The 19,760-nt window shown below is 62.3% G+C and carries 18 protein-coding genes; 3 read left to right on the top strand and 15 right to left on the bottom strand.

Going from position 1 to position 19,760, the window contains the following annotated elements; genetic code table 11:
• Positions 1-61 precede the first annotated feature (61 nt).
• The 15 genes from rnhB to rpsB all read right to left on the bottom strand — a co-directional run bounded on the left by rnhB (position 62) and on the right by rpsB (position 14,605).
• Complete coding sequence (gene rnhB, locus ACIPW4_RS05900) at positions 62-685, bottom strand: ribonuclease HII (RefSeq protein WP_400655700.1); 624 nt, start codon at positions 683-685, stop codon at positions 62-64.
• Between the two features lies 1 nt (position 686).
• Positions 687-1,814, bottom strand: a complete 1,128-nt coding sequence (lpxB, locus tag ACIPW4_RS05905) for a lipid-A-disaccharide synthase (RefSeq protein ID WP_400655702.1) — start codon at positions 1,812-1,814, stop codon at positions 687-689.
• A gap of 1 nt (position 1,815) precedes the next feature.
• Positions 1,816-2,592, bottom strand: coding sequence for an acyl-ACP--UDP-N-acetylglucosamine O-acyltransferase (gene lpxA, locus ACIPW4_RS05910; RefSeq protein ID WP_400655704.1), 777 nt, complete (start codon positions 2,590-2,592; stop codon positions 1,816-1,818).
• Complete coding sequence (fabZ, locus tag ACIPW4_RS05915; protein ID WP_003252314.1) at positions 2,589-3,029, bottom strand: 3-hydroxyacyl-ACP dehydratase FabZ; 441 nt, start codon at positions 3,027-3,029, stop codon at positions 2,589-2,591. Before fabZ ends, lpxA begins: the two co-directional genes overlap by 4 nt.
• 113 nt (positions 3,030-3,142) lie before the next feature.
• On the bottom strand, positions 3,143-4,198 hold the full coding sequence (lpxD, locus tag ACIPW4_RS05920; RefSeq protein ID WP_400655707.1) for a UDP-3-O-(3-hydroxymyristoyl)glucosamine N-acyltransferase: 1,056 nt from the start codon (positions 4,196-4,198) through the stop codon (positions 3,143-3,145).
• Between the two features lies 1 nt (position 4,199).
• Positions 4,200-4,703: an OmpH family outer membrane protein gene (locus ACIPW4_RS05925; RefSeq protein ID WP_012270843.1), complete on the bottom strand. Its 504-nt coding sequence runs from the start codon at positions 4,701-4,703 to the stop codon at positions 4,200-4,202.
• Between the two features lie 44 nt (positions 4,704-4,747).
• Positions 4,748-7,096, bottom strand: a complete 2,349-nt coding sequence (bamA, locus tag ACIPW4_RS05930) for an outer membrane protein assembly factor BamA (protein WP_400655709.1) — start codon at positions 7,094-7,096, stop codon at positions 4,748-4,750.
• A 74-nt stretch (positions 7,097-7,170) separates the two neighbouring features.
• On the bottom strand, positions 7,171-8,523 hold the full coding sequence (gene rseP, locus ACIPW4_RS05935) for an RIP metalloprotease RseP (protein ID WP_400655711.1): 1,353 nt from the start codon (positions 8,521-8,523) through the stop codon (positions 7,171-7,173).
• A gap of 48 nt (positions 8,524-8,571) precedes the next feature.
• Entirely contained in the window at positions 8,572-9,762 is a 1,191-nt protein-coding gene (gene ispC, locus ACIPW4_RS05940) for a 1-deoxy-D-xylulose-5-phosphate reductoisomerase (RefSeq protein WP_400655713.1), read from the bottom strand.
• Positions 9,759-10,574, bottom strand: a complete 816-nt coding sequence (locus ACIPW4_RS05945) for a phosphatidate cytidylyltransferase (protein WP_400655716.1) — start codon at positions 10,572-10,574, stop codon at positions 9,759-9,761. Before ACIPW4_RS05945 ends, ispC begins: the two co-directional genes overlap by 4 nt.
• A complete protein-coding gene (uppS, locus tag ACIPW4_RS05950; RefSeq protein WP_085673255.1) occupies positions 10,574-11,329 on the bottom strand; it encodes a polyprenyl diphosphate synthase in 756 nt (251 codons plus the stop codon). The genes ACIPW4_RS05945 and uppS overlap by 1 nt, the downstream gene beginning before the upstream one ends.
• Positions 11,330-11,344: 15 nt before the next feature.
• Entirely contained in the window at positions 11,345-11,902 is a 558-nt protein-coding gene (gene frr / locus ACIPW4_RS05955) for a ribosome recycling factor (protein WP_400655718.1), read from the bottom strand.
• A complete protein-coding gene (gene pyrH, locus ACIPW4_RS05960) occupies positions 11,899-12,642 on the bottom strand; it encodes a UMP kinase (RefSeq protein ID WP_027920035.1) in 744 nt (247 codons plus the stop codon). Before pyrH ends, frr begins: the two co-directional genes overlap by 4 nt.
• A 177-nt stretch (positions 12,643-12,819) precedes the next feature.
• Positions 12,820-13,683 (bottom strand): translation elongation factor Ts, encoded by an 864-nt coding sequence (tsf, locus tag ACIPW4_RS05965; RefSeq protein ID WP_400655720.1) that lies wholly within the window; start codon positions 13,681-13,683, stop codon positions 12,820-12,822.
• 184 nt (positions 13,684-13,867) lie between these two features.
• Positions 13,868-14,605: a 30S ribosomal protein S2 gene (rpsB, locus tag ACIPW4_RS05970; protein WP_060512637.1), complete on the bottom strand. Its 738-nt coding sequence runs from the start codon at positions 14,603-14,605 to the stop codon at positions 13,868-13,870.
• Between the two features lie 345 nt (positions 14,606-14,950).
• On the opposite strand from rpsB, the gene map reads away from it, so the two are divergent.
• From map to dapC, 3 genes are read left to right on the top strand one after another with little or no spacing between them, the layout of a single operon-like run.
• On the top strand, positions 14,951-15,733 hold the full coding sequence (gene map, locus ACIPW4_RS05975; protein WP_400655722.1) for a type I methionyl aminopeptidase: 783 nt from the start codon (positions 14,951-14,953) through the stop codon (positions 15,731-15,733).
• A 38-nt stretch (positions 15,734-15,771) separates the two neighbouring features.
• A complete protein-coding gene (locus ACIPW4_RS05980; protein WP_400655724.1) occupies positions 15,772-18,474 on the top strand; it encodes a [protein-PII] uridylyltransferase in 2,703 nt (900 codons plus the stop codon).
• Between the two features lie 33 nt (positions 18,475-18,507).
• Positions 18,508-19,704 carry a succinyldiaminopimelate transaminase gene (gene dapC / locus ACIPW4_RS05985; protein ID WP_400655726.1) on the top strand — a complete coding sequence of 399 codons (1,197 nt, stop codon included), beginning with the start codon at positions 18,508-18,510 and terminating at the stop codon, positions 19,702-19,704.
• Positions 19,705-19,760 lie beyond the last annotated feature (56 nt).

Genomic DNA, 19,760 nt, shown 5'->3' on the forward strand with positions numbered 1-19,760 from the left:
ACAGCGCAGTACCTGTGGGAGCGGGCTTGCCCGCGAAGGGCCGCAAAGCGGCCCCAAAGGCTCAGATCAGAGAATCGGTAACACCCAGACGGGCTTCCCAGGCTGCCCTCACCGGTGCGAACGAACGCCGATGAATGGGCGTCGGTCCGAGGCGCGCCAGGGCTTCGAGGTGCACCGGCGTAGGGTAGCCCTTGTGCCCGCCAATTCCGTAACCCGGGTAGATCAGCTCGAACGCACTCATCTCCCGGTCGCGGGTCACCTTGGCCAGGATCGATGCCGCGGCTATCGCCGGCACCTGGCTATCGCCCTTGACCACGGGTGCAGCTGGCACCGCCAGCTTCGGGCAACGGTTACCGTCGATCAATGCCAGCTTCGGCGTCACGTGCAGCCCTTCCACCGCTCGCTGCATGGCCAGCATGGTGGCCTGCAGGATGTTCAGCCGATCGATTTCATCGACTTCGGCACGGGCAATGCAGAAGCTCAGGGCTTTTTCGCAGATCTCGTCAAACAGCGCTTCGCGCTTGGCTTCGGTGAGCTTCTTCGAATCGTTCAGGCCCAGAATCGGCCGAGTCGGGTCGAGAATCACCGCCGCGGTTACCACCGCACCACACAGCGGGCCGCGGCCGACTTCGTCCACGCCGGCGACCAGGTCTTCGACCAGGTTGAAATCCAGTCCAATCTGCATGTCAGCGGTCCTTGAGCAAGGCCAGCACCGCGTCGGCCGCCTGGTTGGAGGCGTCGCGGCGCAGGGTACGGTGAATCTCGTCAAAGCGTTCGGTCTGCTGGGCTCCGTCGGTGACCAGCGGCGCCAGGGCCTGCGCCAGGGCTTCGCTGGTCGCGGCTTCCTGCAACAGCTCAGGCACCAGTTCACGTTGGGCCAGCAGATTCGGCAGCGACACGTAGGGGCTTTTCACCAGACGCTTGAGAATCCAGTAGGTCAGCGGCGCCAGGCGGTAAGCCACGACCATCGGGCGCTTGTACAGCATCGCCTCCAGCGTGGCAGTACCAGACGCGATCAGCACCGCGTCACAGGCAGCCAGGGCCTGATGTGACTGGCCATCGAGCAAGGTCAACGGCAGATCGCGGCCCTCGAGCATCTGCTCGACCTGGGCACGACGCGCCGCATTGGCGCACGGCAACACGAAACGCACGCCCGGCACCCGCTCGCGCAGACGCTGGGCGGTGTCGAGGAACAACGCCCCCAAGCGCCCTACCTCGCCCCCACGGCTACCCGGCATCAAGGCGACCAACGGCCCATCAGCCAGACCCAGGTCGCTGCGCGCAGCCTCCCGGTCGGCCTCCAACGGAATGGTATCGGCCAACGGGTGGCCAACGAACCGCACCGGTACGCCCTGTTCTTCATAGAAACGTGCTTCGAATGGCAGCAGCGTGAGCATCAGGTCGCAACCTTCGCGGATCTTCAGCACGCGCTTCTGCCGCCACGCCCAGACCGAGGGGCTGACGTAATGTACGGTCTTGATCCCGGCCTGGCGCAGTTTCAGTTCGATGTTGAGGGTGAAATCGGGGGCGTCGATACCGATGAACACATCAGGCTGTTCGCCGATCAGAGTCTGAATCAGCGCCTTGCGCCGCTTGAGCAGCTCGCGCAGACGGCCCAGTACCTCGACCAGCCCCATGACCGCGAGGCGCTCCATGGGGAAGTAGGACTGAAGACCTTCGGCCTCCATCAGTGGCCCACCTACACCGATGAAGCGTATATCGGGATGGCGCGCCTTGAGGGCGCGCATCAGACCGGACCCGAGAATATCGCCGCTGGCCTCGCCCGCAACCAGGGCTACGCAAAGCTGCGCCATGTCAGCGAGTAATGCCGCGGGCGGAGTTCGCGATGGACTGGCGGAACAGCTCCACCTGCTCATGCTTGCCGGCCAGCTCTTCCAGTTCCTTGATTGCCTCTTCCACGGTCAGGCCCTGGCGGTAGACGATCTTGTAGGAACGGCGCAGGGCATGAATGACTTCGTCACTGAAACCACGGCGGCGCATGCCTTCGAAGTTCATGCTGCGAGCTTCGGCCGGGCTGCCGAACACCGTGACGAAGGCCGGCACGTCCTTGCCGATCGCCGTGCCCATGCCGGAGAACGCATGGGCGCCGATGTGGCAGTACTGATGCACCAGAGTGAACCCGGACAGGATCGCCCAGTCGCCCACGTGCACATGCCCGGCCAACGCGGTGTTGTTGACCAGGATACAGTGGTTGCCGATGACGCTGTCGTGGCCGATGTGGGCATAGGCCATGATCAGGTTGTGATCACCCAGGGTGGTTTCCGCACGGTCCTGGACCGTACCACGGTGAATGGTCACGCCTTCGCGGATGACATTGTGATCGCCAATCACCAGGCGCGTGGGCTCGCCCTTGTACTTCAGGTCAGGGGTGTCTTCGCCAATCGAGGAAAACTGGTAGATACGGTTGTGCTTGCCAATCCGTGTCGGCCCCTTGAGCACTACGTGGGGACCAATGACGGTGCCCTCGCCGATTTCGACATCCGGGCCGACGATCGACCACGGGCCGACCTCGACGCCATCGGCCAGCTTGGCCGACGGATCGATGATCGCCCGCGGATCAATCGAACTCATAGGGAGCGTTCCGCACAGGTGATCTCGGCCGAGCACACCGGCTTGCCGTCGACCAGGGCCCGGCACTCGAACTTCCAGATCATGCTCTTGCGGCTGAGGAACTTGGCTTCCAGTACCAACTGGTCGCCCGGCAGAACCGGTTGGCGGAAACGCAGCTTGTCGGACCCGACGAAGTAATACAGGGTGCCATCGGCCGGCTTGGCATCGAGCATCTTGAAGCCAAGGATGCCGGCCGCCTGGGCCATGGCTTCGATGATCAGGACGCCCGGCATGATCGGGTGCGCCGGGAAGTGGCCATTGAAGAACGGCTCGTTGATGCTGACATTCTTGTAGGCACGAATGCTCTGGGCTTCGAAGTCCAGATCCGTCACGCGATCTACCAGCAGGAACGGGTAGCGGTGAGGCAGGTATTCGCGAATCTCGTTGATGTCCATCATTTCGGGGGGAAGCCTGTAATAAGAATAGGGAGCGCAGGTGCTGACCACACGCTCCTTTTGCAGTCCAAAGAGGAGCCAGTTAGCGACTGTTCACTCTTGCTCAGGAAATGGTATCAGCCTTCTGATGCCGGCTGGCCACCTGAGGTCACGGTATCGACACGTTTTTCCAGCTGCTGGAGACGCTTGGCCATGTCATCGAGCTGGCGAATACGCGCCGCGCTTTTGCGCCAGTCAGCCAGGGGCTGCATGGCCGTACCGGAAGAATAGGAGCCAGGTTCGGTGATCGAACGGGTCACCATGGTCATTCCGGAGACGAATACGTTATCGCAGATATCGATATGCCCCACCAGGCCGACACCACCCGCCAGCATGCAATGCTTGCCGATGCGCGCACTCCCGGAGATACCGACACAGGCCGCCATGGCCGTGTGATCGCCAATCTGCACGTTATGGGCGATCTGGATCTGGTTGTCGAGCTTCACCCCGTCGCCGATCCGGGTATCGGACAGTGCCCCACGGTCAACGGCCGTGTTCACGCCGATTTCCACGTCGTCACCGATAGTGACGCCGCCAATCTGGGCGATCTTGCGCCAGATGCCTTTCTCGTTGGCGAAACCGAAGCCCTCGCCACCGATCACCGCACCCGACTGGATGACCACACGCTTGCCGATGGTCACATCGTGATATAGCGTGACCCGCGGTGCCAGCCAGCCGCCTTCACCCACCACGCAACGGGCACCGATGAAGCAATGCGCCCCGATGCTGACGTTGGCGCCGATGCGCGCACCGCTTTCGATGACCGCGAACGGCCCGATACTGGCGCTGGCATCCACCTGGGCGTCCTCGGCCACCACGGCGCTGGGATGTATACCCGCCACAGCCTTGGGTTTGGGGTCGAACAGGTGGGAAATGCGTGCATAAGCCAGGTACGGGTCGGCCACGATCAGTGCATTGCCGGCAAAGCCTTCGGCATCCGCAGCCTTGAGCAGCACCGCAGCAGCCTGGCAGTTGTCCAGGTATTTGCGGTACTGCGGGTTCGCGAGGAAGCTCAATTGACCGGGGCCGGCCTCCTGCAACGTGGCCAACCCGGTAACAAGCAGCGCCTCAGGGCCCTTGAGTGTGGCCCCGAGGGCCTCGGCCAGCTGGCCGAGCGTCATGGTCAGGGTCATATCAACGCGCTTGGTTCATGCGCTCGATGACTTGGCGGGTGATGTCGTACTGAGGTTTGACATCGATGACCGCGCCGCGCTCGAGAACCAGGTCGAAACCGCCCTTCTTGATCACTTCCTCTACAGCGCCGTCCAGCTTCGGCTTCAGTTGCTTGAGCATGTCGCGGTCGGCAACGGCCTTGGCCTCGTTCAGTTCCTTGGACTGGAACTGGAAGTCACGGGCTTTCTGCTTGAATTCGAGCTCGAGGCGCTCACGCTCCTGCTGCTGCATCTTGTCGCCGCCCTTGATCAGACGGTCCTGGATGCCTTTGGCGCTGCTTTCCAGGCTTTTCAGCTTGGTCAGTTGCGGGCCGAACTTCTTCTCGGCATCGACCGCGTACTTCTTGGCGGCATCGGATTCGAGCAGGGCCATCTGATAGTTCAGCACGGCGACCTTCATTTCGGCGAAAGCCGGGGTGGCGACTAGCGCCGCGGCCACTACGGCCAGTTGAGCCAATTTACGCACGATGCACTCCTGGATAAACCGTTGTCGTTAAGCAAGGGCCGACCTTAAAAGGTCTGGCCCAGAGAGAATTGGAACACCTGGGTATCAGCATCGTCCGGCTTCTTCACCGGCATTGCCAGGCTGAAGCTCAACGGCCCCAGGGCAGTAATCCAGGTCACACCCAGACCGACCGAGCTGGCCATGCCCGAGAAACCGACCTTTTCGCAATCCGGTTTGCTGCCGCAATTGGTGTCGAACACGTTACCCACATCCCAGAACACGGAGGTGCGCAGCGAGCGCTGGTCTTTGACGAACGGCAGCGGGAACAGCAGTTCGACGCCACCTTGCACCAGCACGTTGCCACCGAACGGCAGCGGGTCCTGGTCCGGGTCGGCAATGGTACCCGGGTTAGAGCCGTTACTTGGCGTGCTGCGTGGGCCCAGGCTGCTGTCCTTGAAACCACGGACGGAGTTGAAGCCACCCGCGTAATAGTTCTCGTAGAACGGCAGGCCGGAAGTGCCACCAAAACCATCACCATAGCCCAGTTCGGTATGCAGGCGCAGGGTGTAGTCGTTATTGATCGGCTGGAACAGCTGACCACGGTAGTCAAGCTTGTAGAACGACAGGTCGCTACCCGGAATGGTGGTTTCCAGGGTCAGGCTCTGGGAGTGACCACGGGTCGCCAGCACGCCTTTGTTCAGGGTCGATTCGGACCAGCCGACCGAGGCCTTGAAGTTCAGGAAGTTGTCGCCCTCTTCCTCGAGGAAATCGAAGATTTCATCAACGGTGTATCGACCGGTTTTGATCTTGTCCTGCTGTACGCTCAGCCCGTAGGTCAAACGCGAGGTTTCGCTGATCGGGTAGCCGAGGCTGACACCGGCACCGAGGCTGTCCACCGCATAGCTGGCCACGTCGACGTCGAGGTCGTCATAGTCGGTGCTGCGGTAGAAGGCGTTGTAGCCAAGGCTCACGCCGTCGGCGGTGAAGTAGGGATCCACGAAGCCGAAATTGTAGCGGGTCTGGTATTCCGAACGGGTCAGGCCGATGGACACCTTGTTGCCGGTACCGAGGAAGTTGCTCTGGCTGATCGAACCGCCGAGGATCAGGCCGGCGCTCTGGGCGAAACCGACGCTGGCGGTGATCGAGCCGGAGGCCTGCTCTTCGACGCTGTAGTTGACGTCGACCTGGTCATCGGTGCCGGGCACCGGCGGGGTCTCGACGTTGACTTCCTTGAAGAAGCCCAGGCGCTCGAGGCGGGTCTTGGACTGATCGATCAGGTAGGTCGAAGCCCAGCCACCTTCCATCTGGCGCATTTCGCGGCGCAGCACTTCGTCTTCGGTCTTGGTGTTGCCCCGGTAGTTGATGCGGTTGACGTAGGCACGCTTGCCCGGGTCGACCACGAACATGATGTCGACGGTGTGGTCTTCATCATTCGGCTGCGGCACGCCGTTGACGTTGGCGAAGGTGTAGCCTTCGTTGCCCAGGCGACGGGTGATCAGCTCGGAGGTGGAGGTCATCACCTTGCGCGAGAACACCTGGCCCGGCTGCACCAGCAGCAGCGATTTGACCTGGTCTTCCGGCACCTTCAGGTCGCCCGACAGCTTCACGTCGCGAACGGTGTACTTCTCGCCTTCGTTGACGTTGACGGTGATGTAGACGTGCTTCTTGTCCGGGGTGATCGACACCTGGGTAGAGGCGATGTCCATGTTGATGTAGCCGCGGTCCAGGTAGTAGGAACGCAGGCGCTCCAGGTCACCGGAGAGTTTCTCGCGGGCGTACTTGTCGTCGTTCTTGAAGAACGACAGCCAGTTGGTGGTCTTCAGCTCGAACAGTTGCGCCAGCTCTTCATCGTCGAACACGGTGTTGCCGACGATGTTGATGTGCTGGATGGCGGCGACGGTGCCTTCGTTGATCTTGATCTTCAAGGCCACGCGGTTGCGCGGCTGCGGCACCACCTCGGCGTCGACCTCGGCCGAGTAGCGGCCCTGGGCCACGTACTGGCGCTGCAGTTCGTTGCGCACGCCTTCGAGGGTGGCGCGCTGGAAGATTTCGCCCTCGGCCAGGCCCGACTGCTTCAGGCCTTTCATCAGGTCTTCGGTGCTGATCGCCTTGTTGCCTTCGATCTCGATGCTCGACACCGACGGGCGCTCGACCACGTTGATGATCAGGACGTTGCCATCGCGGTTCAGCTGGATGTCCTGGAAGAAGCCGGTCTTGAACAGCGAGCGGGTGGAATCCACCAGGCGACGGTCGTCAGCCTGGTCGCCGACGTTGAGCGGCAAGGCGCCGAACACGCTGCCGGCGGATACCCGCTGCAGGCCGTTGACACGAATATCGGAGATGGTGAAGGACTCGGCGTGAACTTCAGCGATCATCAGTGCGGACATGACCGCAGTTAGCAGCAGACGTTTCATGAAGTCCTTTTATTCCAACTGGCAATAAACAACCTGCCGCATCGAGGCGGCAGGTTCGCAATTGAGCGAAGCTTTTATAGTCGACCCAGATCGTTGATCAGGGCGAGCAACATCACCCCTACGACCAAACTGATACCGATCTGGATCCCCCAACCTTGCACCCGTTCCGACAGTGGACGACCGCGCGCCCACTCAACGAGGTAAAACAGCAAATGCCCCCCATCCAGTACTGGAATGGGCAGCAGGTTAAGAACCCCCAGGCTTATGCTCAGGTAGGCCAGGAAATTCAGGAAATCCCCCACGCCGGACTGGGCTGAAGCGCCCGCCACTTTAGCAATGGTTATCGGTCCGCTCAAGTTTTTTACCGAGAGCTCCCCGAACAGCATTTTCTTCAGCGACTCGAGGGTGAGAACACTCATGTTCCAGGTTCGCGAAAGCCCCTCGCCTACGGCATCCAGCGGGCCGTAGCTGACTTCACGGAGCATGCTGGCAGGCCATTCGGCGCCCTTCACACCTGCCCCGAGATAACCTCCGGCAGCCTTGCCTTCACCTTTGTGGGCCAGTGTGACCGGCACATCCAGGGCCGCACCATCGCGCTCTACGCGCAGCACCACCTGGGCATCCGGGCGGGCGCGAACGCTGTCCACCACCTGCTGCCAATCGCTCAGTGCGGCACCGTCCAGGGCAAGCAGCTTGTCGCCAGTCTTCAGACCAGCGGCAGCGGCCGGGCCTTTCGGATCGATCTCGGCCAGTACCGGCGAAACCGCCGGGCGCCATGGGCGCAGGCCCAAGGATTGGATAGGGTCCGGCTCGTCGGCGCCCTTGAGCCATTGGTCCAGTTTCACCTGCAACTGGCGCTCGGCACTGGCGCCTTCATCGCGTACGCCCACCTGCAGCGTGCCGCTCTCGCCCAGGCGTCGAACCAGTTGAAGATTGACAGCCGACCAGCCGTTGGTCGCCTTGCCATCAATGGACACAATTTCCTGACCCGCCGACAGGCCTGCCGCTGCAGCCAGACTCCCGGATTCCACCGCGCCGATGACCGGGCGGATCTGCTGGGTGCCGAGCATGGCCAATACCCAGAAGAACACGATGGCCAGGAGGAAGTTGGCAATCGGGCCCGCGGCCACGATCGCGATGCGCTGACGCACCGACTTGCGGTTGAACGACTGATCGGCGAGCGCCGGAGGTACATCGCCTTCACGCTCGTCGAGCATCTTGACGTAGCCCCCCAGAGGGATGGCCGCCACCACGAACTCGGTGCCTTGGCGGTCATGCCAGCGCAGCAGCGGCGTGCCGAAGCCGACAGAGAAGCGCAGCACCTTGACCCCGCAACGCCGGGCAACCCAGAAGTGGCCGAATTCGTGGAACGTGACCAATACACCCAGGGCCACCAGGGTGCCGACAATCATGTAGAGCGCAGTCATATCTATCTCCGAATGACGTTCAGCAGAACCCTGGAATAGCGACCAGCCTCAACGGCCGTGACGCCTCAGCCACTCGCGAGCCAGCTCGCGGGCGCGCTGGTCGGCGGCGAATACGGCCTCCAGCGACAACAGCGGCACCACAGGTTCCTGATCAAGCACCTGTTCGATCATACCCGCGATCTCCGGGAAGCGGATACGCCGCTGGAGAAATGCCTCCACGGCGACCTCGTTGGCCGCATTGAGCACCGCAGGCGCGCTATTACCTGCCTCGGCCGCCTGGCGCGCCAGGCGCAGGCAGGGGAAGCGCTGTTCGTCCGGCGCCTGGAAGTCCAGGCGGGCGATGGCGAACAAGTCCAGCGGGGCGACCCCGGAGTCGATGCGCTCTGGCCAGGCCAGGGCGTTGGCGATAGGGGTGCGCATGTCCGGATTGCCCAGCTGGGCCAATACCGAACCATCGACGTAGTCGACCAGCGAATGGATCACGCTTTGCGGATGCACCACCACCTCGACCTTGGCCGGCGCCGCATCGAACAGCCAACAGGCTTCGATCAGCTCGAGCCCCTTGTTCATCATGCTGGCCGAGTCCACCGAAATCTTCCGGCCCATGGACCAGTTGGGGTGGGCACAGGCCTGTTCAGGCGTGACATCGACCAGGGCCGCCTGTGGCGTTTCGCGGAACGGCCCACCCGAAGCGGTCAGCAGGATACGGCGCACGCCGACCTGGCTCAGGCCACGGGCATAGTCGCCCGGCAGGCACTGGAAAATCGCATTGTGCTCGCTGTCGATCGGCAGCAGCACGGCGCCACTGCGGCGCACTGCGTCCATGAACAGCGCACCGGACATCACCAGCGCTTCCTTGTTGGCCAGCAATACCTTCTTGCCCGCCTCGACCGCGGCCAAGGTCGGGCGCAGCCCGGCGGCACCGACAATGGCCGCCATCACCGCATCCACGTCAGGGGCCGCTGCGACCTCACAAAGGCCCGCCTCCCCTTCCAGCACCTGCGTAGCGCAGCCGGCCCCAACCAGGCCATCACGCAAGCGCGCAGCGGCTTCGCCATTGGGCACCACGGCGTAGACCGGACGGTGCCGAACGCACAGGGCCAGCAGTTCGTCGATGCGTGTATAGCCGCTCAGCGCGAACACCTGATAACGCTCTGGATGCCGCGCAATCACATCGAGGGTGCTGAGGCCGATCGATCCGGTAGCACCCAGGACGGTAATACGCTGCACGCTGCTCACATCACACCCCATTCGGCGGCCCACAGCAGCACGGCAAAGATCGGGATCGCCGCCGTCAGGCTGTCGATGCGATCCAGCACACCACCATGGCCAGGCAGCAGGTTGCTGCTGTCCTTGATGCCGGCACGGCGCTTGAACATGCTTTCGGTCAGATCACCGATCACCGACGACATGACTACCAGCGCAGCCCCCAGCAGCCCCAGCAGAATCTGGCCCAGGCCCCAGTCACGGCTGATGCCGACCACCAGGGTGATTACCAGGCTGACCGCCAGCCCACCATAGACGCCTTCCCAGCTCTTGCCTGGGCTCACCTGCGGTGCCAGCTTGCGCTTGCCAAAGGCTCGGCCGGAGAAATAGGCACCGATATCCGCCGCCCAGACCAGCACCATGACCGACAGGATCAGCCAGTTACCCAGCTGCCAGTGCTTGAGCAGGATCAGCCCTTGCCAGGCCGGCAACAGGATCAGCAGCCCGATCAGCAGCTTGCAGGCTGCACTGGCCCACAGCTCGCTGCTGCGCGGATAGGTCAACACCAGCCAGGTAGCCAACCCCCACCAGATGACCGATGCCCCGAGCACCCAGGGTGCCAGGTCCGGCATGAGGTGGAGCAGCATCAGCGCTCCGGCGACCACGGCGGCATAGGCGATGCGCAGCGGCTGGGCCACAAGCCCGGCCAGACGCGCCCACTCCCAGGCACCGAGGGTCACCACGAAGCCGATGAACAGGGCGAAGTCCCCGCCGTTGAGCAGGAAGAAACCGCCCAGCGCGACCGGCAACAGGATCAGCGCGGTAATGATGCGTTGTTTAAGCATTAAGCACGAGCTCCAGCCTCGACCTGCTCGCTGGTCTTACCGAAGCGGCGCTGGCGCGAAGCGAAATCGGCCAGTGCTTTGCGCATGGCCTCGTGTTTGAAATCCGGCCAGTAGAGGTCGGAGAAGTACAGTTCGGCATAGGCCAGCTGCCACAGCAGGAAATTGCTGATGCGGTGCTCGCCACCGGTGCGGATGCACAGGTCGGGCAATGGCAGCTCGCCCGTTGCCAGGCAGGTCTGCAGCAGGCCCGGGGTGATGTCGTCCGGGCGCAGATGACCGGCCTGGACCTCACGCGCCAGACGCTGGGCAGCCTGGGCGATATCCCACTGGCCACCGTAATTGGCGGCGATCTGCAGGATGAAACGGTTGCTGCCCGCAGTCAGCGCCTCGGCTTCGCGCATGGCGGCCTGCAGTTCGGGGTGGAAACGCGAACGGTCGCCGATGATGCGCAGGCTGATGTTGTTCTCGTTCAGACGCCGGGCCTCACGGCGCAAGGCCGAGAAGAACAGCTCCATCAACGCACCGACCTCATCGGCCGGGCGCTGCCAGTTCTCACTGGAAAACGCGAACAGGGTCAGAACCTCGACCCCGGATTCGGCGCACACCTCGATGACCGCGCGCACCGCATCGACGCCAGCCTTGTGCCCGGCAACGCCGGGCAACAAGCGCTTCTTCGCCCAGCGGTTGTTGCCATCCATGATGATCGCGACATGACGCGGCACCGAAGACGGTGCCGCCAACTTGGACTTTTCCATTAAAAAACCTCGGCCTTAAACGGCCATCAGGTCCTTTTCCTTGGCTTTGAAAGCAGCATCGACTTCAGCAATGAACTTGTCAGTCAGCTTCTGGATTTCATCAGCGGCGCGACGTTCTTCGTCTTCGCTGATTTCCTTGTCCTTGGTCAGCTTCTTCAGGTCACCCAGGGCGTCACGGCGCACGTTGCGCACCGCAACCTTGGCGTCTTCGCACACACTGCTGGCCTGCTTGGTGTAACCCTTGCGGGTTTCTTCGGTCAGGGCAGGCATCGGTACACGAATGGTGGTACCAGCGCTGGATGGGTTCAGGCCCAGATCGGAGGTCAGGATGGCCTTCTCGATGGCCGCACTGAGGTTCTTGTCGTGAGCGACGATCTTCAGGGTGCGGGCGTCTTCGACGGTGATCGCAGCAACCTGGTTGAGCGGCATCTCGCTGCCCCAAGCGGTAACCTTGACGCTATCGAGGATGCTTGGGTGAGCACGGCCGGTGCGGATGGCGGCCAGATGACGACCAAGGGCCTCGATCGACTTGCCCATGCGCTCCTGCGTATCTTTCTTGATATCGTTGATCATTTTTGAACTTCCTCGATCAGAGTTCCTTCCGCGCCGCCGTGCACGATGTTCAGCAGGGCGCCGGGTTTGTTCATGTTGAAGACGCGCAGCGGCATCTTGTGGTCGCGGCACAGACAAATTGCCGTCAGATCCATTACACCCAGCTTGCGATCCAGCACTTCATCGTAGGTCAGATGATCGAACTTCTCGGCATGCGGGTCCTTGAATGGATCTGCAGTGTATACACCATCGACCTTGGTTGCCTTCAATACCACGTCGGCATCGATTTCGATGGCACGCAGGCAAGCGGCGGAGTCGGTGGTGAAGAACGGGTTGCCGGTACCGGCAGCGAAGATCACGACTTCCTTGGCGTTCAGGTGGCGCATGGCTTTGCGGCGATCATAGTGATCGGTCACGCCAACCATGGAGATCGCCGACATGACGATGGCGGTGATATTCGCCCGCTCCAGTGCGTCACGCATGGCCAGGCCATTCATCACGGTGGCCAGCATACCCATGTGGTCGCCAGTGACACGATCCATACCGGCTGCACTGAGCGCCGCGCCACGGAACAGGTTGCCACCACCAATCACCAAGCCTACCTGAACACCGATGCCGACCAGCTGGCCGACTTCAAGCGCCATGCGATCCAGGACCTTGGGGTCGATCCCGAACTCTTCCGAGCCCATCAGGGCCTCGCCGCTAAGTTTGAGTAGAATGCGTTTATAGCGAGCCTGATGACCACTGCCCTGCTGAGCCATTGCGAATCTCTCCTGCGGCGTTTGTAAAATTCTGGCAGGCTTCTTGAGCCTGCGTGTAACTCTAACGTGACGCAGCAACTGCGTCAGCGAGTAACGGCCTTGTAAGCCGCTCCCGCTTTGACAAAGAGGCTGCGCGCGTGAGCGGGCAGCCTCTTTGGGGCGACAGACGGGGCTGTCTTACTGCTTGGCAGCTGCTACTTGAGCGGCAACTTCAGCAGCGAAATCGTCAACTGGCTTCTCGATGCCTTCGCCAACCTTGAAGTAGGTGAAGGAAACGATTTCAGCGCCGGCTTTCTTGGCCAGCTCGCCGACTTTGACTTCCGGGTTCATGACGAAGGCCTGCTCTTTCAGCGAAGCTTCAGCTTTGAACTTGGTGATACGACCGTTGATCATGTTCTCAACGATGTTTTCCGGCTTGCCAGCGATCTTGTCAGCGTTCAGCTGCAGGAAGACGCCCTTCTCACGCTCGATGGCCTCGGCGGAGATTTCCGACGAATCCAGGAACTCCGGGTTCGATGCTGCAACGTGCATGGCGATGTTCTTCGCCAGCTCGACGTCACCGCCTTTCAGCACAACGGCAGCGCCGATCTTGTTGCCGTGCAGGTAGGCACCGACAACATCACCTTCGACGCGCACCAGGCGGCGGATGTTGACGTTCTCGCCGCACTTGGCAACCAGGGCTTCACGAGCAGCTTCACGCGAGGCGATCAGCGGAGCGGCATCGGTCAGCTTCTGGGCGAAGGCTTCTTCAAGGCTTTCGGCCACGAAGTTCTTGAAGTCGTCTTGCAGGGCCAGGAAGTCGGTCTGCGAGTTCACTTCCAGCAGAACGGCAACCTTGCCGTCGGTCTTGACAGCGATGGCGCCTTCAGCGGCCACGTTGCCAGCCTTTTTGGCGGCCTTGATGGCGCCCGAAGCACGCATGTCGTCAATGGCTTTTTCGATGTCGCCGCCAGCCTTTTCCAGGGCCTTTTTGCAATCCATCATGCCTTCGCCGGTACGCTCGCGCAGTTCTTTGACCAGCGCCGCAGTAATTGCTGCCATTTCAAAATCCTCTTGGAAAGTTTTTCAACCATTCCACCCGCTCGTCACGGGCGTTAAATTCTGCAAATCGCTGCCTTTATATCAGCTCGCCCATCATGCGGGGCCGTTGCTGACAGCAGGATTTCAAGGTGGCAAAAAGGGGGCAGAGCCCCCTTTTTGCGTGCCAAGTAGACGCTAGCGCCTATTACTCGGCAGCAGGTGCAGCCGCTTCTTCAGCGTAGACTTCAGTGCCGCCGGCAACGTTGTTGCGGCCGCGGATGATGGCGTCGGCCATCGAAGTCATGTACAGCTCGATGGCGCGGATGGCGTCATCGTTACCTGGGATCACGTAGTCAACGCCTTCCGGGCTGCTGTTGGTATCGACAACGCCGATAACCGGGATGCCCAGCTTGTTGGCTTCGGTGATGGCAATGCGCTCGTGATCAACGTCGATCACGAACAGGGCATCAGGCAGGCCGCCCATGTCCTTGATACCACCCAGGCTGCGGTCCAGCTTTTCCAGATCGCGCGAACGCATCAGGGCTTCTTTCTTGGTCAGCTTGGCAAAGGTGCCATCTTCGGCCTGGGTTTCCAGGTCGCGCAGACGCTTGATCGAGGCGCGGATGGTTTTGTAGTTGGTCAGCATGCCGCCCAACCAACGGTGATCAACGTATGGCGAACCAGCGCGAGCAGCTTGCTCGGCGACGATCTTGCCGGCGGAACGCTTGGTGCCGACGAACATGATCTTGTTCTTGCCCTGGGCCAGACGCTCTACGAAAGCCAGAGCTTCGTTGAACATTGGCAGGGTTTTTTCCAGGTTGATGATGTGGATCTTGTTACGCGCGCCGAAAATGTACTTGCCCATTTTCGGGTTCCAGTAACGGGTCTGGTGGCCGAAGTGCACACCGGCCTTCAGCATATCGCGCATGTTGACTTGGGACATGATAGTTCCTTGATAAGTCGGGTTGGGCCTCCACGCATCCCAATGACCAACCCGCGAATCATTCGATCCGGGGCACCCAGGCCATCGTGTCGACACGTGTGTGGGTTTGAGCTGACGGGGTCGTCCCCGAAAGCGGCGCATTTTATACCACAGACCGCGAGCGAACGGAACCCGGATCAGGTAACGTCCGTCAGCAGTTTTTGCAGCACCCTGCCAAACAGGCCAGAATGCCTTCCATAGACCGCAGCATGGCCGCCTTTATCCCGACAGAATGCCGCCCTGCTCTGCTAGAATCCGGCCTTTCCCGTTTGTTCGCGCCGCCTGCGGCGCCGTAGAGAGCCTGTAATGACCGTCACCATCAAGACTGCAGAAGACATCGAGAAGATGCGCATCGCCGGCCGCCTGGCCGCCGACGTGCTGGAAATGATCGAAGAACACGTCAAGCCCGGTGTCACCACCGAAGCGCTCGACCGCCTGTGCCACGACTACATCGTCAACGTCCAGCAGGCCATCCCGGCGCCCCTCAACTACAAGGGCTACCCGAAGTCGATCTGCACCTCGATCAACCATGTGGTCTGCCATGGCATCCCCAACGACAAGCCGCTCAAGGACGGTGACACGCTCAATATCGACATCACCGTGATCAAGGACGGCTACCACGGCGATACCAGCCGCATGTTCCACGTCGGTACCGTACCGGTCTGGGCCGAGCGCCTGTCCAAGGTTACCCAGGAATGCATGTACAAGGCCATCGAGCTGGTAAAGCCGGGCTGCCGCCTGGGCGACATCGGTGAAGTGATCCAGAAGCACGCCGAGAAGAACGGCTTCTCCGTGGTGCGCGAGTTCTGCGGCCACGGCATCGGCAAGGTGTTCCATGAAGAGCCGCAGATTCTCCACTATGGCCGCGCCGGCACCGGCATGGAGCTCAAGGAAGGCATGACCTTCACCATCGAGCCGATGATCAACCAGGGCAAGGCCGACACCAAGGTGCTGGGCGACGGCTGGACCGCCATCACCAAGGACCGCAAGCTCTCGGCCCAGTGGGAGCACACCCTGGTGGTCACGGCCACCGGTTACGAGATCTTCACCCTGCGCAAGGACGACACCATCCCGCGCACCTCGGCCTGATTGCACCCAAGGCAACCCCCAGACAGGAACGCGACGCGATGCCCCAGGTGGATCCCGAGCTGTTCGACCGCGGCCAGTTCCAGGCGGAACTGGCCCTCAAGGCGAGCCCCATCGCCGCCTTCAAGAAAGCCATCCGCCAGGCAGGCGAGGTGCTCGACAAGCGTTTTCGCACAGGCTGCGAGATCCGCCCGCTGATCGAAGCCCGCGCCTGGCTCGTCGACAACATCCTGCAGCAGGCCTGGAACCAGTTCGACTGGGGTGACCCGAGCGGTATCGCCCTGGTCGCGGTTGGCGGCTATGGCCGCGGCGAACTGCACCCGCACTCGGACATCGACCTGCTGATCCTGCTTGGCGCTGACGAGCATGAGCAGTACCGCGAGGCCATCGAGCGCTTCCTCACCCTGCTCTGGGACATCGGCCTGGAAGTGGGCCAGAGCGTGCGCAGCATCGACGAATGCGTCGAGCAGGCCCGCGCCGACCTGACGGTAATCACCAACCTGATGGAAAGCCGCACCATTGCCGGCCCTGAAGTGCTGCGCCAGCGCATGCTCGAGGCCACCGGCACCGGGCAGCTGTGGCCAAGCAAAGAGTTCTTCCTGGCCAAGCGCGCCGAACTCAAGGCTCGCCACCACAAGTACAACGATACCGAGTACAACCTCGAGCCCAACGTCAAAGGCTCGCCCGGTGGCCTGCGCGACATCCAGACGGTGCTCTGGGTGGCCCGCCGCCAGTACGGCACGCTGAACTTGCACGCCCTGGCCGGCGAAGGCTTCCTGCTGGAAAGCGAGAACGAACTGCTGGCCTCGTCCCAGGATTTCCTGTGGAAAGTGCGCTATGCCCTGCACATGCTCGCCGGCCGCGCCGAAGACCGCCTGCTGTTCGACCACCAGCGCAGCATTGCCGCGCTGCTTGGCTACAGCGACGACAACCCCAAGCGCGCCATCGAACAGTTCATGCAGCAGTACTACCGGGTGGTGATGAGCATCAGCCAGCTGTGCGACCTGATCATCCAGCACTTCGAAGAAGTCATCCTCGCCGATGACGACAGCGGCACCACCCAGCCGCTGAACGCGCGCTTCCGCCTGCACGACGGCTATATCGAAGCGGTCAGGCCCAACGTGTTCAAGCGCACCCCGTTCGCCATGCTGGAGATCTTCGTGCTGATGGCCCAGCACCCCGAGATCAAGGGCGTGCGTGCCGACACCGTGCGCCTGCTGCGCGAACACCGGCACCTGATCGACGACACCTTCCGCAACGACATCCGCAACACCAGCCTGTTCATCGAACTGTTCAAGTGCGAGATCGGCATCCACCGCAACCTGCGGCGGATGAACCGCTACGGCATCCTCGGCCGCTACCTGCCGGAGTTCGGCCTGATCGTCGGGCAGATGCAGCACGACCTGTTCCACATCTATACGGTCGATGCACACACCCTCAACCTCATCAAGCACCTGCGCAAGCTGCAGTACACACCGGTGTCCGAGAAATTCCCGCTGGCCAGCAAGCTCATGGGCCGCCTGCCCAAGCCCGAGCTGATCTACCTCGCCGGCCTGTACCACGACATCGGCAAAGGCCGCCAGGGCGACCATTCCGAGATCGGTGCGGTGGATGCGCAGAAGTTCTGTGAGCGCCACCAGCTGCCGGCCTGGGACAGCCGGCTGATCGTCTGGCTGGTGCAGAATCACCTGGTGATGTCGACCACCGCCCAGCGCAAGGACCTGTCCGACCCGCAGGTGATCAACGACTTCGCGCTGCACGTGGGCGACGAGACGCGCCTGGACTACCTCTACGTGCTGACCGTGGCCGATATCAACGCTACCAACCCCAGCCTGTGGAACTCATGGCGCGCCAGCCTGCTGCGCCAACTCTACACCGAGACCAAGCGCGCCCTGCGCCGCGGCCTGGAAAACCCGCTGGACCGCGAGGAGCAGATCCGCCAGACCCAGTCGGCCGCGCTGGACATCCTCGTGCGCGAGGGCACCGACCCGGACGACGTCGAGCAGCTGTGGTCGCAGCTGGGAGATGACTACTTTCTCAAGCACAACGCCGCCGACGTGGCTTGGCACAGCGACGCCATCCTCCAGCAACCGGCCGATGGCGGGCCGCTGGTGCTGATCAAGGAAACCACCCAGCGCGAATTCGAGGGCGGCACGCAGATCTTCATCTACGCGCCCGACCAGCACGACTTCTTCGCCGTGACCGTGGCCGCCATGTCGCAGCTGAACCTGAACATCCACGATGCGCGGATCATCACCTCGAGCAGCCAGTTCACCCTCGACACCTACATCGTGCTCGACAACGACGGCGGCTCGATCGGCGACAACCCGCAGCGGGTCAGGCAGATCCGCGACGGCCTCACCGAAGCGCTGCGCAACCCCGAGGACTACCCGACCATCATCCAGCGCCGGGTACCGCGCCAGCTCAAGCACTTCAACTTCCCGCCGCAGGTGACCATCCTCAACGATGCCCAGCGCCCGGTGACCATCCTCGAGATCACTGCACCGGACCGCCCCGGCCTGCTGGCACGGATCGGGCGGATCTTCCTGGAGTTCGACCTGTCACTGCAGAACGCCAAGATCGCCACCCTCGGCGAGCGGGTGGAGGACGTGTTCTTCATCACCGATGCCGACAACCAGCCGCTGTCCGACCCGCAGCTGTGCAGCCGCCTGCAGGAAGCCATCGTGCAGCAGTTGCAGGCCGGTCAGGCCAGCGATGCCAGCCCGACCCGCGTGACCTTTTAACGATCAGACGTTTATTGACGAGACCTTGCGCCGATGAATCATGCCTTGACCCAGCTTCAGCCCTACCCGTTCGAGAAACTGCGCGCCCTGCTGGGTACCGTGAAGCCTGCGGCAGACAAACGCGCCATCGCCCTGTCGATCGGTGAGCCGAAGCACGAATCGCCGGCGTTCGTCGCCCAGGCCATGGCCGACAACCTCGACAAGCTGGCGGTGTACCCGAGCACCCTCGGCCTGCCGGCCCTGCGCCAGGCCATCGGCCAGTGGTGCGAACGCCGCTTCGGCGTGCCGGCCGGCTGGCTGGATGCCGACCGGCATGTCCTGCCGGTCAATGGTACCCGTGAGGCGCTGTTCGCCTTCACCCAGGCCGTGGTCAATCGTGCCGATGAAGGCCTGGTGGTCAGCCCCAACCCGTTCTACCAGATCTACGAAGGTGCTGCCCTGCTCGCCGGTGCCACGCCGCATTACCTGCCGTGCCTGGAAGACAATGGCTTCAACCCGGATTTCGATGCCGTACCGGCCGACGTCTGGCAACGTTGCCAGATTCTGTTCCTGTGCTCGCCAGGCAACCCCACCGGCGCCCTGGTGCCGATGGACACCCTGAAGAAGCTGATTGCCCTGGCGGACGAGCACGATTTCGTGATCGCCGCCGACGAATGCTACAGCGAGCTGTACTTCGACGAAGACGCGCCGCCACCTGGGCTGCTCAGCGCCTGCGTCGAACTCGGCCGCAGTGACTTCAAGCGCTGCGTGGTGTTCCACAGCCTCTCCAAGCGCTCCAACCTGCCAGGCTTGCGTTCGGGCTTCGTTGCCGGTGACGCCGCGATCATCAAGCCATTCCTGCTGTACCGCACTTACCACGGCTGCGCCATGCCGGTACAGACCCAGCTGGCCAGCATCGCGGCCTGGCAGGACGAAGCGCATGTGCGCGACAACCGCGACCAATACCGGGCCAAGTACGATGCCGTGCTGGACATCCTGCAGCCGGTGATGGACGTGCAGCGCCCGGACGGCAGCTTTTACCTGTGGGCCAAGGTGCCAGGCGGTGATGCCGAGTTCACCCGTGACCTGTTCGAGGCGCAGCACGTGACTGTGGTGCCGGGTTCGTACCTGTCGCGTGAAGTCGACGGTGTGAACCCAGGGGCCGGCCGGGTGCGCATGGCATTGGTTGCGCCGCTGGCCGAGTGCATCGAGGCGGCCGAGCGGATTCGCGCCTTCCTGCAAAACCGCTGATTGGCCCGGGGGCGCTTTGCGCCCCATTCGCGGGCAAGCCCGCTCCTACAGGGACA

Origin of the sequence: Pseudomonas sp. NPDC089996, assembly GCF_044748405.1 — a bacterium.
Lineage (GTDB): Bacteria > Pseudomonadota > Gammaproteobacteria > Pseudomonadales > Pseudomonadaceae > Aquipseudomonas.

What these genes read in the sequence shown, in the direction of transcription:
- rnhB (WP_400655700.1), bottom strand. Translation starts at nt 685, where the DNA reads ATGCAGATTGGACTGGATTTCAACCTGGTCGAAGACCTGGTCGCCGGC.
- lpxB (WP_400655702.1), bottom strand. Translation starts at nt 1,814, where the DNA reads ATGGCGCAGCTTTGCGTAGCCCTGGTTGCGGGCGAGGCCAGCGGCGAT.
- lpxA (WP_400655704.1), bottom strand. Translation starts at nt 2,592, where the DNA reads ATGAGTTCGATTGATCCGCGGGCGATCATCGATCCGTCGGCCAAGCTG.
- fabZ (WP_003252314.1), bottom strand. Translation starts at nt 3,029, where the DNA reads ATGATGGACATCAACGAGATTCGCGAATACCTGCCTCACCGCTACCCG.
- lpxD (WP_400655707.1), bottom strand. Translation starts at nt 4,198, where the DNA reads ATGACCCTGACCATGACGCTCGGCCAGCTGGCCGAGGCCCTCGGGGCC.
- bamA (WP_400655709.1), bottom strand. Translation starts at nt 7,096, where the DNA reads ATGAAACGTCTGCTGCTAACTGCGGTCATGTCCGCACTGATGATCGCT.
- rseP (WP_400655711.1), bottom strand. Translation starts at nt 8,523, where the DNA reads ATGACTGCGCTCTACATGATTGTCGGCACCCTGGTGGCCCTGGGTGTA.
- ACIPW4_RS05945 (WP_400655716.1), bottom strand. Translation starts at nt 10,574, where the DNA reads ATGCTTAAACAACGCATCATTACCGCGCTGATCCTGTTGCCGGTCGCG.
- uppS (WP_085673255.1), bottom strand. Translation starts at nt 11,329, where the DNA reads ATGGAAAAGTCCAAGTTGGCGGCACCGTCTTCGGTGCCGCGTCATGTC.
- frr (WP_400655718.1), bottom strand. Translation starts at nt 11,902, where the DNA reads ATGATCAACGATATCAAGAAAGATACGCAGGAGCGCATGGGCAAGTCG.
- pyrH (WP_027920035.1), bottom strand. Translation starts at nt 12,642, where the DNA reads ATGGCTCAGCAGGGCAGTGGTCATCAGGCTCGCTATAAACGCATTCTA.
- tsf (WP_400655720.1), bottom strand. Translation starts at nt 13,683, where the DNA reads ATGGCAGCAATTACTGCGGCGCTGGTCAAAGAACTGCGCGAGCGTACC.
- rpsB (WP_060512637.1), bottom strand. Translation starts at nt 14,605, where the DNA reads ATGTCCCAAGTCAACATGCGCGATATGCTGAAGGCCGGTGTGCACTTC.
- map (WP_400655722.1), top strand. Translation starts at nt 14,951, where the DNA reads ATGACCGTCACCATCAAGACTGCAGAAGACATCGAGAAGATGCGCATC.
- ACIPW4_RS05980 (WP_400655724.1), top strand. Translation starts at nt 15,772, where the DNA reads ATGCCCCAGGTGGATCCCGAGCTGTTCGACCGCGGCCAGTTCCAGGCG.
- dapC (WP_400655726.1), top strand. Translation starts at nt 18,508, where the DNA reads ATGAATCATGCCTTGACCCAGCTTCAGCCCTACCCGTTCGAGAAACTG.